The organism is Sphingobacterium deserti (genome assembly GCF_000757725.1).
Classification (GTDB): domain Bacteria; phylum Bacteroidota; class Bacteroidia; order Sphingobacteriales; family Sphingobacteriaceae; genus Sphingobacterium; species Sphingobacterium deserti.
This window is the reverse complement of sequence record NZ_JJMU01000065.1, coordinates 94265-109545: the sequence shown is the minus strand read 5'-3', so window position 1 is coordinate 109545 and position 15281 is coordinate 94265. Positions and strand designations below refer to the sequence as shown.

The 15281-nt window shown below is 42.0% G+C and carries 14 protein-coding genes; 10 read left to right on the top strand and 4 right to left on the bottom strand.

Going from position 1 to position 15281, the window contains the following annotated elements; all coding sequences use genetic code 11:
• The first annotated feature begins 88 nt into the window (after nucleotides 1-88).
• Nucleotides 89-601, top strand: a complete 513-nt coding sequence (locus DI53_RS17215) for a hypothetical protein (protein ID WP_241462462.1) — start codon at nucleotides 89-91, stop codon at nucleotides 599-601.
• Between the two features lie 38 nt (nucleotides 602-639).
• A complete protein-coding gene (locus DI53_RS17210) occupies nucleotides 640-1320 on the top strand; it encodes a GIN domain-containing protein (RefSeq protein WP_037502663.1) in 681 nt (226 codons plus the stop codon).
• 51 nt (nucleotides 1321-1371) lie between these two features.
• On the opposite strand, the gene DI53_RS17205 is transcribed toward DI53_RS17210, so the two are convergent.
• A complete protein-coding gene (locus DI53_RS17205) occupies nucleotides 1372-3846 on the bottom strand; it encodes a DUF5686 and carboxypeptidase regulatory-like domain-containing protein (RefSeq protein WP_037502661.1) in 2475 nt (824 codons plus the stop codon).
• 159 nt (nucleotides 3847-4005) lie between these two features.
• Here DI53_RS17205 and guaA point away from each other — a divergent pair, with 159 nt between their 5' ends.
• The 3 genes from guaA to DI53_RS17190 are packed head-to-tail and all read left to right on the top strand — an operon-like array spanning nucleotide 4006 to nucleotide 7974.
• A complete protein-coding gene (gene guaA / locus DI53_RS17200) occupies nucleotides 4006-5556 on the top strand; it encodes a glutamine-hydrolyzing GMP synthase (protein ID WP_037502658.1) in 1551 nt (516 codons plus the stop codon).
• Nucleotides 5513-6796, top strand: a complete 1284-nt coding sequence (locus DI53_RS17195) for an ABC transporter substrate-binding protein (RefSeq protein ID WP_241462461.1) — start codon at nucleotides 5513-5515, stop codon at nucleotides 6794-6796. The genes guaA and DI53_RS17195 overlap by 44 nt, the downstream gene beginning before the upstream one ends.
• Nucleotides 6797-6798: 2 nt before the next feature.
• Nucleotides 6799-7974: an RsmB/NOP family class I SAM-dependent RNA methyltransferase gene (locus DI53_RS17190; RefSeq protein ID WP_037502655.1), complete on the top strand. Its 1176-nt coding sequence runs from the start codon at nucleotides 6799-6801 to the stop codon at nucleotides 7972-7974.
• A gap of 22 nt (nucleotides 7975-7996) precedes the next feature.
• On the opposite strand, the gene DI53_RS17185 is transcribed toward DI53_RS17190, so the two are convergent.
• A complete protein-coding gene (locus DI53_RS17185; protein WP_037502651.1) occupies nucleotides 7997-8464 on the bottom strand; it encodes a universal stress protein in 468 nt (155 codons plus the stop codon).
• Between the two features lie 83 nt (nucleotides 8465-8547).
• Here DI53_RS17185 and DI53_RS17180 point away from each other — a divergent pair, with 83 nt between their 5' ends.
• Together DI53_RS17180 and DI53_RS17175 are read left to right on the top strand one after the other, a co-directional pair.
• Complete coding sequence (locus DI53_RS17180) at nucleotides 8548-9321, top strand: C40 family peptidase (protein WP_037502648.1); 774 nt, start codon at nucleotides 8548-8550, stop codon at nucleotides 9319-9321.
• A gap of 75 nt (nucleotides 9322-9396) precedes the next feature.
• The gene (locus DI53_RS17175; RefSeq protein ID WP_052072526.1) at nucleotides 9397-10392 is read left to right on the top strand and encodes a tetratricopeptide repeat protein; all 996 of its coding nucleotides are present in this window, start codon (nucleotides 9397-9399) and stop codon (nucleotides 10390-10392) included.
• Between the two features lies 1 nt (nucleotide 10393).
• On the opposite strand, the gene DI53_RS17170 is transcribed toward DI53_RS17175, so the two are convergent.
• Nucleotides 10394-11290 (bottom strand): DUF72 domain-containing protein, encoded by an 897-nt coding sequence (locus tag DI53_RS17170; RefSeq protein WP_037502646.1) that lies wholly within the window; start codon nucleotides 11288-11290, stop codon nucleotides 10394-10396.
• A gap of 256 nt (nucleotides 11291-11546) precedes the next feature.
• The gene (gene ychF, locus DI53_RS17165; protein WP_037502643.1) at nucleotides 11547-12647 is read right to left on the bottom strand and encodes a redox-regulated ATPase YchF; all 1101 of its coding nucleotides are present in this window, start codon (nucleotides 12645-12647) and stop codon (nucleotides 11547-11549) included.
• A 155-nt stretch (nucleotides 12648-12802) separates the two neighbouring features.
• Here ychF and DI53_RS17160 point away from each other — a divergent pair, with 155 nt between their 5' ends.
• The 3 genes from DI53_RS17160 to DI53_RS17150 all read left to right on the top strand — a co-directional run bounded on the left by DI53_RS17160 (nucleotide 12803) and on the right by DI53_RS17150 (nucleotide 15233).
• Nucleotides 12803-13495 (top strand): porin family protein, encoded by a 693-nt coding sequence (locus DI53_RS17160; protein WP_037502640.1) that lies wholly within the window; start codon nucleotides 12803-12805, stop codon nucleotides 13493-13495.
• A 95-nt stretch (nucleotides 13496-13590) separates the two neighbouring features.
• Nucleotides 13591-14049 (top strand): hypothetical protein, encoded by a 459-nt coding sequence (locus tag DI53_RS17155; protein WP_037502824.1) that lies wholly within the window; start codon nucleotides 13591-13593, stop codon nucleotides 14047-14049.
• 287 nt (nucleotides 14050-14336) lie between these two features.
• Nucleotides 14337-15233, top strand: a complete 897-nt coding sequence (locus tag DI53_RS17150; protein ID WP_241462460.1) for a polysaccharide deacetylase family protein — start codon at nucleotides 14337-14339, stop codon at nucleotides 15231-15233.
• Nucleotides 15234-15281: the final 48 nt, after the last annotated feature.

Genomic DNA, 15281 nt, shown 5'->3' with positions numbered 1-15281 from the left:
GGTACTATACGCGAATTATACCGTAATTATATCGTCATATTTGGCTTATTTTTTGTAAATTTCTTGAAGTAACCAAATGCAATAGCTCATGGGGAGAAATTTTTTGTATAGTTTGATAGTTGTGCTGGCGACAATCATCGTCGATGAAACTAATGCACAAACGGTAAGTCTCTCTCAAATCAGGAAAGACTTTAAAATAGGACATAAAGATGGTGATAAATGTAAGCAGCATTTAGAATCACTTGGCAAGCATGCAGATTCGCCGGTGGAACTTGGCTATGAGGCGGCTTACCATATGTTTATGGCCAGACACACAGGCAATCCAATAAAAAAGATGAGCTATTTTAAAGATGGAAAGAAGATGCTAGAAAAGCAAATAGCAAATAATCCAAATAATGTGGAACTTCGTTACATCAGGCTTTGTATACAGTACTACATTCCATCTTACCTAGGGTATCGCGATAATATCGAGGAAGATAAAGATTTCCTAATGAACAATCTGTATAAGCTCAATGACAAGGAGGCAAAAGAGCTGCTCTACACATATCTTAAAGGAGCAAAGATGTATTCTGAAAAAGAATTGGCGCTGCTAGGTAGATAATGCAGGGGTCAGGAAAATAAAGCATATTGAATAAATTTATGAGAGGATTCTATCTGTTAATAGCGGTATTGATCAGCGGCACTGCTGACTTGGCTGCACAAACGAAAATTGATATCGGTGAAGTTGTTGAACTTCATGTCACCGATAAAATAAATGTGGTTCTTGTTCCGGCAGATGAGAATTATGTGTCGGTAGAGGGTGACATGCAAGATAAAGTAGAGGTTACGCAGCAAAATGGAGTACTCCGTATCAAGATGACGTCAGGCTATCCCCTAAAAGGCGCCAATACCTTCGTAAGAGTGAATGCTCCAAATATATACAGTTTCACAATACAAAAAGGCGCTATCGTACAAACGGAAGACGGTATAATTGAAAAAGACTCTGTCTTGGTTTGGGCTAATGAGGGCGGAAAGCTTGATTTGGCAGTCAACGCAAAACGTGTGGAAGTGAATAGCACAACTGGCTCCTCGGTCACAATGCGGGGCAATACGGAATCGCAAAATATTATCTTGACATTTGGTGGCAATTATTACGGGGAAAAACTAAATTCCAAGAACGCTTATGCCCGTACAAATGGGGGCGGAGTGTGTGACATAAGAGTATCTTTAAGTGCTGATGTGCAAACCCGTGCCGGTGGATACATAAACGTTTATGGCAACCCCACCGAAAGAAAGCAAAAGCGCCTTGCCGGCGGAAAAATCACCTTCATGACGCAGTAATAGTCTTCTGTAGACTATTTCCGTCAGGGTGTTATACAGACTGTGCTGGTACTAATTTAAAATATTCAAAAATTTCAAACCCACAACCACACCCGGGATCGACGCCTTATCTTGTATAGCGTGCACATAGTCTACGCGTAGCAAACGATATTTTCCCCATCCTATGTTATCAATACCTACACTAACTTCTTGATAAGGCCTTCTATCTGGCGTGTGAAGAAAATGGTAGCCAGCAATAAGCCCCCATTGTAACTCCTGGACCACAGGGATCTTGTTAAATAAGTAACCTTTAAAATCCTGCTCGGCATGAAACTCGACATAACCTTTGTTTGTGCTATGGCTATAATAGGGTAATAATAAAAAGGTATTGTCATAAATGGATGTGGTACCTATATGAGTCTGGTTTCCAGAAAAATGCTTGTAGTCAGTAAAAGGTATATTTTCAGCATTGAAAAATGCCCCTGCATTTATCCGGGCGCTCAACATCCCGAAATGCCCAAACTGCCGGCTTTGAGCAATTGAACCTTGTAGTAGTTGGTAGCTCATACCACTACTCGTCAAATTAAGAGCCTGCTTGTATCGCACTGTGATAAGTGGGTAGCGCATATCTCTTAACAACAGGGTTGCGTCTGGCCGATCAACTGCCTTTTGTCCTACGGCCCACCTCAACCCGACTTCGGCTTCCAATACACGATTTGCAAAAAAAGCAGGCTCTATATAATTCGTTGGAGCTAGCGGATTGTTAGACACATAATTCCGCTCTTTCCTGAAAAAGGAATAATTACTATTATTGAAAAGCGGGCTGCGATTAGCCCAAGCAGCGGAAAGCATGATATGAAATGGCACACCCATATGCTGCGTATATCGTAATCTGACTTGCTCTCTTTGATAAAACTGTAGATAACTGTCTTTAAAAAACAGGGAGGTAATATTATTGATCAAAGGTAGTGGTCCTTGGTCGTCATTAAATGGCGTTGCTCTATTTCCAAAATTTAATGCTAATGTGGCATAGTTCTTTGTATTAAAGCGATGTTCGTAAGTCGCATTAAAGCGTAGCTTCTTATCCGAAAAACCATATTGAAAATCGTTCCTCAAATTTGAGAACGATCCGGTATCAGCTGCACCAACGCTCGCATTTATAGAGGCTGTCCATGTAAATCCTTGCACAGCGTTAAAACTAGCTTTGGTAACATTATTCAATCCTAAATATTCAATTTTAATTTGATTTTCGGAGTTCTGATAGGAATATCCCATGATCGGATCAAGCGGGTTGAACTTATTTTTTGAACGGTCAACAGAATCTAAATATGCCTTACTTTTGCGAACCGCCTGTGCACTGTCCTTTAGTGCATAGTCACGTCGTTCATCTTTTGTCAGTTCGACCGGACGTGCAAAATTCCAATAAGCAGAATCCAACAAATTTGATCCTTTGTTGATCTTTGTCAACGTATTACCAAATGTGCCCTTTGGAAATACCTTTACAAATTCATAATTAGAAAAGTTCTGCATATAGTTTCCCGACGCCTTTATTCCGAAAAAGCTGATTTTAAAATCAAGTCGTTGAAACGATTTTGTCCGGCGTTGGTCTTTGTGATTCCATGCGTAGTGTTGCGTTATTTGCAAGGTATCTAAGACGGGTTGCTGTAGTCGGTAACCAGGCAACGAAAAATCCACAGCATAAATTTCCCAACTGTCTTCTACGATGTAAATCAAGCCATCTACGGTGGGCTCTTTATCTCGTTTAGGAGCTACTTTGATTTTAAAAACCGTTTGGCCATCTTCTTCACGGCTATTGATCAACGTGTAGTTATAATAAGATAAAGCATTATAGGCAATAGGCGAGATAACGCCATTCCATAATCCGACAGTATTGCTATAAAAGTCAATATTAGCACCAATTGCTGTATTGAAGCTAAAACCTTTGTCATCTCCGCTCACTTTCGATGCAATAACTTCTTCGTACAGCTTGTTCGGTTTCTTAAAACTGATTTTTGAGACCGTTTCCGAGAGATAGATAATACCAGACCCTGTGGAATCTAGGCCAGGAATATCTTCGGCCCCGGCACGCGCCATTTTCTTTGGCAAATTTTCTACCCGCATTAAACCCTTTGAATAAAAGTCTGCACGATAGCTGTCTATTTTACTACCATTCTCGTCCCGATGGCGTATCGCCTGTTTGATAATGCGAATAGCTGGATTTTCCCGGTTTGTTACGACTACTTCTTCCAACGAACTCATTTCTTCCTCGAGTAAAATATCAATTTGTATTTTTTTCTCGCAAATGTCCACCTCCGTATAGTAAGTTTGATAGCCTAAACTTTTGAAAATTAAGGTTTGTCGGCCCTTGGGTAGCCTTTCGAAGGAAAATTCCCCATTTGCGTTTGTGGAGGTTCCCATGTAACTATTTTTTAAAAGGACGGTAACTGATGGAAGCCTTTCACCATTTTTGTTAGAAACGGTACCGTTCACCTGAGCAAAGAGCCATATAGGAGAGAGGAGGGATAAAAGCGTAGCGATAAATTTCATTAATAAGTATATACGGTAATCACCTTCACAATATACTCGTTTTATATAAGAGTCTTATTAAACCTGCGGAAATTGTTTGCCGTTTCGTCACGCTAATTCTACAAACACCTGATGTTAAAAAAACCTAAAAATTACGCCACGAATATGTAACTTTGCGGCATGTCCGAAAAAATTATTATTCTCGATTTTGGTTCACAGTATACGCAGCTGATAGCACGTCGTGTGCGTGAGCTCAATGTGTACTGCGAAATACATCCATTCAATAATCTACCAGACTTTGATGATGCTGTGAAAGGCATTATCTTTTCAGGTAGTCCTTTTTCCGTTAGGCAAGAGGGAGCTCCCCAGATTGATTATACCGAGCTTCAACAACGTTTTCCGATATTAGGGGTTTGTTATGGCGCGCAATATCTCGCTCAAAAATCTGGTGGCGAAGTATTACCGTCCGAGATAAGAGAATACGGACGTGCAAATCTGCAATTTGTGGATACAAGCAATGAATTATTATCGGGCGTGCCGGTACAATCACAAGTTTGGATGTCACACGGCGACACTATAAAAGAAGTTCCTGCCAATTTCAATATTATAGCGAGCACAGACAAAGTCCGGGTTGCAGCTTACCATGTTGCTGGAACGCGTACCTATGGCATACAGTTTCACCCAGAGGTGACGCACAGCACGGATGGACAAGTGTTACTGAAAAATTTCGTGGTTGGAATCTGTGGGTGTGCGCAAGATTGGACGTCAACGGCATTTGCTGAAACAACCATTGCCGAACTGAAAGAGCAACTGGGTGACGATCATGTTATTATGGCACTATCCGGCGGGGTAGATTCAACAGTCGCGGCAGTGTTGCTGCATGAGGCTATTGGTAAGAACCTCCATTGTATTTTCGTTGATCACGGCTTACTGCGCAAGAACGAATACGAGCAGGTGTTGGATTCTTACAAAAATATGGGGCTCAATATCAAAGGTATAAATGCGAAGGATCTTTTCTACGGGCGTTTAGCAGGCGTATCTGAGCCAGAGCAGAAGCGGAAGATTATTGGTGCATCCTTTATTGATGTATTTGACCAAGCGGCGAAGGATATACAAAATGAGTTGCCGGATGGCCTTGAAGCGAAGTGGCTAGGACAGGGAACTATTTATCCAGATATCATCGAGTCTATTTCTGTGAAAGGACCTTCAGCAACTATAAAATCCCACCATAACGTGGGTGGCCTTCCAGACTTTATGAAACTTAAAGTCGTGGAGCCTCTGAAAACGTTGTTTAAAGACGAAGTACGCCGTGTGGGGAAAACCTTAGAAGTAGACCCTAATATATTGGGAAGACATCCATTTCCTGGCCCAGGGTTAGCCATACGCGTTTTGGGAGATATCACGGAAGAAAAGGTACGGATTTTGCAAGAAGCTGACGATATTTATATCCGTAATTTAAAAGAAACGGGATGGTATGATAAAGTTTGGCAGGCGGGCACCATATTTCTTCCCGTTCAATCTGTAGGCGTGATGGGCGACGAACGTACTTATGAACACGTTGTGGCACTTCGTGCTGTAGGTTCATTAGATGGTATGACCGCTGACTGGATTCATCTACCTTACGATTTGCTTGCTAAAATTTCTAACGAAATCATCAATCATGTTAAAGGAATCAACCGAGTTGTCTATGATATCAGTTCAAAACCACCAGCAACGATTGAGTGGGAATAAACTATTACTAGCTTTAGGTATAGCGCTTAGCTTAAGCGCTTGCTCCCCTAAAGTTGGCGTGTTAAAATCTCCAGATCATCGTGGTGGAAACGTAGGAAGTGGCACTACAGCCGGTGATAAATCTGGTACTTCCAAACCCGGAGAAACGCGTGATGCGTCTGGTGAAAAAGGAAAACGTGCTATTGATAACAGTATAGCGCTCGTGCTTCCTTTCCAACTCGATCGCTTAAATCCGAATGCTGTTTCGAAGGAAGATATTAAACGTTCGTCAATAGCGCTGGATTTTTATCAAGGCTTCCAATTAGGGTTGGATGAATTGGCTAAAAATGGTAAGTCATTCGCATTGAATGTTATTGACTCCCGCGACAGCGAAGGGCAAAGTATGAATATTGCGCAGTCCCAAGAGATAGCTGATGCGACATTGATAGTTGGTCCGGTTTACCCGAAGGAAATCAAAATTTTCGGAAGCAATCTTCCCAAAAATAATGTTTTGCAAATAAATCCTTTAGCGGCGTCTAAAGCAAGCGATTTTAATCTATCCAACTTGGTGTCATTAACCCCTTCTATAGACATGCATATGAAGGCCACCGCCAATAAGTTGGCCAGGGAATACAGCGGGGGAGATGTCATTATCATTTACAATACCTCGGATAACGATGGTAGGCAATTTTTGAGTGGTTTTATCTCGGAGGTGCGCCGCTTAAAACCCTCTGCGCAAGTAAAATCTGTATCGTCTATTGCACAATTTAATGAGGCATTAATTATGTCCGGAACGAACTTCGTCGTCACCGGTACAACGGATAAATTCCAGCTGCGTACATTATTAAACAATTTGGACGCCAAGGCTAGTGAAAGCTTTTACAGCTTTAATTTATACGGCCACCCGCTTTGGGACCGTATAGATTTCAGTATGTATGCAAACTTTTCAAATTACAATCCTATCATCTCTACAGAAAGCCACCTGAAAGGTTGGACTTCAGCAGTGAAAACCTTTAAGGATTTGTATTATAGCCTTTACGGTGTAAATCCTTCGGATTACTCCTACAAAGGATATGATGCGGCCAAGTATTTTGGGGGCCTTCTTGCGAAGTATGGCTCCAATTATCGCGAGCACCTTACTACTGACTCCTTTGATGGACTGTTTAGCACCTATCAATTCGATCATAGCGAAACGTCTGGCTTTGTCAATAACGCGGTGAGTTTTAAAGTGTATCGGGATTCATCGTTTCAATTGAACTAATATTGGAAGTAAAGCAAAAGAAAGTAGCGCAGCAGTTTCGTAATTTTGAAAAGGCATTGGGTGAATACCGCCATGATGAACCCCTCAGTAGATTTTTAACACGTTTTTATAAAAGCAACAAGCAAATGGGATCTTCCGACCGCAGGATGACCTCCCGTTTGTGCTACAATTATTTCAGGATAGGGGGAGCAACCTTCCAAGAAGATCCGCTGCAGCGATTGATCTTAGCAGAGTTTCTCTGTGAAAGTGTAAGCGACCTTGTTGATGTTCATAGATCGCAATGGTCCACCCATCAACAAGCGCCGTTGCCGGATAAAATTGGTTTCCTTGCTGGGCAGGGTATCAGTTTTGAAGATGATATATTTCCTTTCCACAGGCATCTTTCTCAAGCGATAGATAAAAAGGCGTTCTGTAGGAGTCACCTCGTTCAACCAGACTTATTCATACGTGTACAAAAGCACGCTGTAGCGGAAGTAGAGGCGGAGTTAGCTAAAAATGCCATACCGTTTGATAAAGTTAGGCCATATAGTTACCGTCTTCCGAACGGTGCACAACTACAACAAATAAAGAAAATAGAAGGCTTATTTGAAGTCCAAGATTTGTCTTCTCAGGAGAGCTTGGATGTCGCCGAAATAGAAAAAGGACAATCGTGGTGGGATGCCTGTGCCGCCTCCGGCGGAAAGTCATTGCTCCTGCTGCACAAAGAACCCAATCTCCAACTGATGGTATCCGATATTCGCCTTAGTGTCTTACGAAATTTGGATGAACGCTTTCTACAGGCGAACGTTAAAACCCACTACAGAAAAAAAGTTTTAGATCTGACGGAAGATGTGGATCACATCATGCAGAATGAACGTTTTGATGGCATTATACTAGACGCACCTTGTTCCGGCTCGGGAACTTGGGGCCGAACACCAGAAATGATAAAGCAATTTTCTGAAGACAAAATCCGAGATTTTTCCAGCTTGCAAAGGAACATCACTAAACGCGCAGCAGATTACCTTAAGAAAAATGGTCAATTAGTGTATATAACTTGTTCCGTTTTTCGAGAAGAAAACGAAGAGGTAATAGACTATCTGGAGAAAGAATGCGGGTTGAAGTTGGAAGAGTTAAAATTGATAGCTGGCTACAATCGGAAATCGGACAGCATGTTTGCCGCCCGACTTCGCAAAATATAATAAATAGCGCGTTTCAGCAGGGTTATTCTTCTTTGCTCGGAATCACCAAGACGGGGCAGTTTGCCTTGCGAATTACAGATTCAGATACACTACCGGATATAAAATGCTCAAATCCCGTTTTTCCGTTCGAGCCCATTATAATTAAATCAGCTGTCCATTCACTCGCGGTATTCAATATCTCATCGCGTACGTTTCCGACCTTGTTAAAGAGGAAAACCTCGTGGGCGCCTTCAAAAGCGTTTCCTAAGCTGTCTAAATAGCGCTGCGCCGACTCTTGCTGTATTTCCGAAACTTCGGGAACGATAATAGGCTGCTGTCCTAACAATGGGTCCGCACCGTAAGCTGCCGGCGATGTTGGTGGCACTACAGTAACCAAGGCAATAGAAGAATTAAATTCCCTTACCAACTCCTTGGCATGTTCTATGGCTTTCAGCGTACAAGGCGTGTCGTCTACAGCTAAAAGGATGCGATTAAATCTATGGTTGTTCATGTGTGTGCAGTATAAAAAAGTTATCTTCGTATAAGTAGATAACATCTACGTGTTATTATTTGTTTTTACTAAAAAAAGAAAACATGGTTTTTGGTATTTGTAATCTTTCGGTCGTGCCTTTAAGATCTGAGCCTTCCCATCGTAGCGAAATGGTGAACCAATTGCTATTCGCCGAATTTTTCGAAATATTGGAAGAACAGCCGGATTGGATATATATCCGCATGTTAGAAGCTGATTACGAAGGCTGGCTACAGCGTGGGCAATATGCATTGTGGACTGGTGAAGCACCACAGGCAGCTGGAAATTCATATAGTGTAGTAGATCGTTCAGGAGCTGAAGCTATCTTCAATCACCAAACCATCAGCCTGCTGCCCGGCACAAAAATTTGGAACCACATTTCCTTACAGCAAATGATCCCATCGGATGTTCCATACAGCATCAGTGGCACTTTGCGCGATCCCCAAGTTGCAGACTTTGTTTTTGAATTCCCAAAATTAGTAGATCGCTACAAGGGCAGTCCCTATCTTTGGGGCGGGCGCTCTCCTTACGGCATAGATTGTTCCGGCCTCACGCAGGCTATATACGCTCAGTTTGGCGTGACGCTACGCCGCGATGCCTATCAACAGGCAGAGCAGGGTAAGATTGTCGATTTCGTAGCGGAAATTCAGCCTGGTGATCTCGCATTTTTTGATAATGAAGAGGGAAGGATAACACACGTTGGAATCATGTTGGATTCGGACAGCATTTTTCATGCTTCGGCATTGGCGCGGATTGATAAGCTTGATAGTGAAGGGATTTTTAATCAGATGGAAGGCCGATACACGCATAAATTGCGCATTGTAAAACGTATTTTTTGATGAGCTGCCTACGGTAGCCTGAGGTTTCCCCATTTTTAAGTATATTCGTAACGATAAGAAAACTGCTCCTTATTCATGCACATAAATAAAAATCGCTATTTCCTACTTGCACATAGTGGATTACTTCCCTATACTAATACCATCGTTTCAGAAATTCCCGATACCGACGAATGCCTAAGCATTGCAAAACTGGGATTTGACTTTTTTAAGAAGGGAGAATTAGAAAAAGCTCACTCCTTGTATTCCAATGCCATAGAAAGCTATCCACAGCAGCCTTTTTTCCGGGCATGCCGATCGATCTTGAACGCTTATTTAGAAGATGATGAAGGGGCATTCTACGATTATCAGGTGGTAAAATCGTTGGACTCCAATTACTGTAGCTATATGCAGTGGCAGCAGGAAAAGCCAGCACGCTCGCCTTATGATGTCGATCAATTCGAAAGTGTAGAAGCTTTACTTGAGGCTGCTTTAGAGCTTACGCCACAGTTTGATTACGAGCGCGCACTGGCTTACTATGCAGAAGCGTTCAATAGAGAGCCGTCGGCAGACATACTGGTTTATGCTGGGGCATTACATTTGCGTATGCTACGTTACCATGATGCTTTTGAATCTTTCACCAAAGCCTTACAGATTGATGCCGATAACTCCGCTGCATATCTCTATCGCGCCAAGCTATTTACCGCGATTCATGAGTTTGATGAAGCAACCCGCGATTTAGATAAAGCTGTAGTATTAGCGCCGGAGTCCAGTTCCGTATACGAAGAACGTGGCAACTATTTTGTTGAACGAGAGGAGTATGAAAAGGCGGAGGCCGATTTCAATATCTTGGTAGATTTACTGCCGGATGATTTCTACGTTTATGCTTTGCGAGCCGACCTATTCGAAAAGATGGAGAATTGGGAATCTGCGCTGGCCGATTACGGCGAGGCTATTGTATTAAACCCCAACTATTCCGAACTTTACTTATATCGATCTAAAATCAGAGAGCAATTAGGAGACGCCCATGGGGCGGCAGAAGACCTGAATATGTTCAACACATTAGATAAGCGAAATTTCTTAGAAGAGGAATAAGCTAAAACAGCTTTCCCTGACTCGTGTCACTATCCTTATTTGGAATTGTCAAGTTCGTGCCAATCGCCTTATTGAGTTCTTTGATAAAGTGGGCAGCCAGCAGGGGGGATGCCACTTCCACATTCTGATGGACGAAGAAGAAGAGTCGACGTAAACCTGCCTTTTTCCATTCTTTGATTCGCTCAACCCATTCGCTGAGGCGATCATAATCCGTGGGATGATTAGCCCCTACGTATCTCACAAAAGCGTCAGACGTGGTAAGTCGCATATGCAAGAGATCACGCCTGCCCGCTGTATCGACAATAACGTTGCTGGTATCCGTTTTCTCTAACAGATCGACAAGATCGTCAAAGACTTTTTTTTCTGTAAACCACGATGTATTTCGTACTTCCAAGGCCAATGGATAGCCTTTTGGAAAATTTTTCAGAAAATCTTTGAGACGTTCAAAATCTTTCGGCTTATAATTATCGTGCATCTGTAAAAAAGCCATGCCCAGTCTATCTTCGAAATTAACCGTAGCATCTACAAATGCTTTGACTTTCTCATCCGTATTGAGCAGTCTTCCATAGTGACTTATGGATTGGGGAATCTTTGGAAAAAATTTAAAACCTTCGCTCGTTTTTTCCCGCCAAGTCTTTACTTGTTCTTTGCTAGGCGAGTTATAAAAAGTTGCATTGAGCTCAATTGAATTGAATTGCTGTGCGTAGTAGCTCAACTCATCTTTCGTGCCGCGCGGATAAAAACCCTTTAAATCAGCCTTATTCCATTTAGCACATCCGACATAAACTTCAAGCTCCGATTTTTTTTTATTACGTTTCAGCAGATCTATCGTTTCAGAAGGCGTGGGGGGCAGAGTGAAATCAATCTCTCCCGGATTTTCTACTTGACCAAATTTCATAATCGAATATACGAAATGAAACATACTTGAACAAGGCGCTGTGCTATTTGAAAGAAAGAGCGTGTATAAAAAGCGACAAGTAGACATCATCGCGAGAAAGAGAAACGACGACGGAGCGATCTTACGTTTGTAAAACCTCAGATTGGTTTCCTTCGGACCTGCCTTCAGCGGTCGTCATACTTCCTCGCAATGACCTACTTGATAGCTATGCAGTGACTTTTTTGAGATACTTGACTTTTATTTTAATGTTACCTCTTTAAACATTGAACCGGAAGTGCATAATATCACCGTCTTCCACGACATACGTTTTACCTTCTACGGATAGCTTGCCAGCTTCTTTGACCGCAGCCTCAGATCCGTATTGCACGTAGTCCACATACTTAATAACCTCCGCTCGTATAAATCCTTTCTCGAAATCGGTATGGATTACACCTGCAGCTTGCGGCGCTGTGAAGCCGTTCTCAATGGTCCAAGCGCGGACTTCTTGCACACCAGCAGTAAAATATGTAGAAAGCTTAAGCAAGGAATACGCTGCACGAATAAGTTTGTGGACGCCCGATTCTTCCAATCCAAGATCTTCCAAAAACATCTTGCGTTCATCATAAGATTCTAGCTGCGCTATTTCAGATTCTATCTGTGCCGAAATGATTAATACTTCTGCATTTTCATCTTTAACGGCTTCTTTAACGCGATCTACATACGCATTGCCTGTGTTGACAGAAGCTTCGTCGACGTTACAAACGTACAATACAGGCTTCACTGTCAATAAAGCAAGATCATCGATAAATTCAAAATCTTCCTCAGCTATAGCTGCTGTCCGTGCTGAACGGCCAGATTCCAAATGCGCTTTAACAACAGACAGTATTTCAAAAGTCTTTTTCGCGTCTTTGTCACCACCAGTTTTGGCCATTTTCTCCACCTTCTGTATCCGCTTAACGACGGTATCCAGATCTTTCAATTGGAGTTCTGTATCGATAATTTCTTTATCGCGAATTGGATCTACGGAGCCATCTACGTGAATAACATTTCCGTCATCGAAGCAACGAAGCACATGGATGATAGCATTCGTTGTGCGTATATTACCCAAAAATTGATTCCCCAAGCCTTCACCCTTAGAAGCTCCTTTCACAAGCCCAGCGATATCAACAATTTCAATTGTATTTGGAACGATGCGTTGCGGGTTCACAAGTTCTGCCAATTTGTTTATACGCTCATCAGGAACGGTGATCACACCGACATTGGGTTCTATTGTACAAAAAGGGAAATTCGCTGCCTGCGCTTTCGCGTTTGACAAACAGTTAAATAATGTCGATTTACCGACGTTTGGTAAACCTACGATACCACATTGTAAAGCCATGAAAATTGCATTTTTTTAATCGCCCAAAGATAGGTAAAATAGTGGAATGTTGACAGCCATATTTAGTCAACCTGTACCCGACGCTCAATTTATTAACAACGTTCCAATATATTTGAATTATTTGTATTTTTACCGGAAATTAAAATAATAATCGTATGAAAAAAATACTACTCATGCTTATGAGCTGTTTGTTTCTGCAAGCCGCAAATGCTCAGGATTTTAAACCCTATTACTCAAACAACTTCAATTTCGGACTGTCTTATACAAATGGACAAGCGGAGGGACGTGGATTTGTATCTAACGACAATAGCATTGACTATGTAGGGCTGCAATTCAACTACATTGGGCTATTTCACTTAAGCCCGAAGTTCGCCGTCGGTGCCGGTACAGGAATAAGACACGTCCTTGAAGTCGATGCTGATTGGGATGATTGGCACTACGATGATGACGTTGATTTTTTACGAAACTATATTTCAATTCCACTTTATGCACACGCATCGTATCGTTTTATAGATAAACGCGTGAGCCCATTCTTGTCGGCTTCATTGGGATATAACTTTAGGGTAGGCGGTTATGAATCATCACATAGATCATCGCGAACTACCGACTGGTCTAGTTCACTTTATTCGTTTGAAGAAGAGTCGCGTCTATCTTCTGGGCTTCTGGCAAATGCGCAGGCTGGCGTAAGCATTAGGGTTGGATCAAGGTTTGATATTATGACGGGACCATATTTTGAATACCGGAAGTCAGCATTAACGTCTGTGGTTCAGGACGGTTCTTCATCTACGTCATTCGAGACTGACCTTAATTTATTTGAGTTTGGTGTGAAAGTGGGTTTTGCCTTTTAAAATTTCTATACCTTTTTGTAGAGACCTGTTAATCCTTTCTATTTACTATGCTGTCATAGTATTAATAGTATAAAAATATGAAAGAAGGAAACACTATGAAAAAGTTTATTTACACCACAATAGCCCTAAGCTTATTTACTTTTGTAAAGCCGGCTGATGCGCAAGTAAGCGTCCATGTTAATATAGGATCTCAGCCAAATTGGGGGCCTGTAGGTTACAACTATGTTCGTTACTATTATCTACCTGAAATAGGGGTATATTACGACGTATCGAGTAGGCGTTATATTTACCCGCAGGGAAATCGTTGGGTCAATGTCCGCACGTTGCCAAAGCGCTACAGGCATGTCAACATGAGCCGCACTTATAAAGTGGTGCTGAACCATGCCGAACCCTGGAGAAATCATCGGGATGTGCATAAACGATACCATCGCTATGCAAATAACCACTCGCAGCATTATCTGGGTGATCGGCGACATAACGATCGTTATGATAAAAAACCTTCTAAGAAACGTCACAAACGCGATCATCAGCGCGGAAGGCGTACGCATCGATAAGATCAATTATGATGTAAAAAGCCAGCGTCTAGGGTGGAGAATAATTCTCCACCTTAGACGCTGAAATTTTTAATACAGGTAGCGAGAACAAGGATGAAATGAAAGAATGGGAAAAAACGCTACAATCCTGATTTTTACAAGTTAATAATTTTGCGTTTGCGCGTCTAATGATCTAACTTTGCAACAAAAATCGGAAGGTAGTATTGCGTATGCGAAATGGTGTGAAAAGCCTCTTTACTTTTGGGGGAGTATTTTATTTGATGTGGTTGGCTTCATGTAGCGGAAGCATGGACAGCAGAGCTGCAAACCCATCGCAAGACTCGTTGAAATTAGCGGTTGTAAGTGACTCGAAAACGGATACGCTGCCTTCGTGCACGGGGAGTTTAACGAAGAGGTGGAGAGAGCCGGTACACCTAATGGTTGATACGGTAAATCCGATAAGCAAAGATTCCTTAGCTAAAGCCATTCGCCTAGAACGTCGTCGTGTGCGAGATTCAGTAAGACTAGCTTTGGATCAATTGCCTAAGCACATATACTTCACATTCGATGATGGGCCGCTACGCGGAAGTAAAGCCATCGACTCCATCGCGAAGGCTAGAAAGATAAAAATCAATGCTTTCTTAGTTGGCAAACATGCCTTTATGTCTAAGGGACTAAAGCGCGACTATCAAAAATACTACGATAACCCGCTTGTAGAATGCTACAACCATAGTTATACGCACGGCAATAACAAGTTTACCACGTTTTATAGCAATGCAGTAGGAGCTTACAATGATTTTGAGAAAAATGAGACAGATTTAAAACTCCAGCATAAAATCATACGGCTACCGGGCCGTAATATCTGGATCTACGACGACATCCGTCGTATAGACCTGCAAAGCGGTGCCAGTACAGCTGACATGCTATACACAAACGGTTACAAAATTTTTGGCTGGGATGTGGAGTGGAAAATTCACGGTCTTACAGGCAAGCCTATCCAGTCTGTTCATGAAATTTATACGCGCATCCGCAACTACATGAACAATAAATCATCTATGGAACCTAATAACGTTGTGCTCCTTATGCATGATGATATGTTCCAAAATAAGAAAGGCCAGCAGCTGCTATCCTCACTTATCGACACTATTCAAACACACACAGATTACAGGTTTGAATTTATGCAAGACTATCCATTTCGGTATTAATTGTATTAAACACTATAAAACAACAAACGCCAGCAAAAGCTGGCGTTT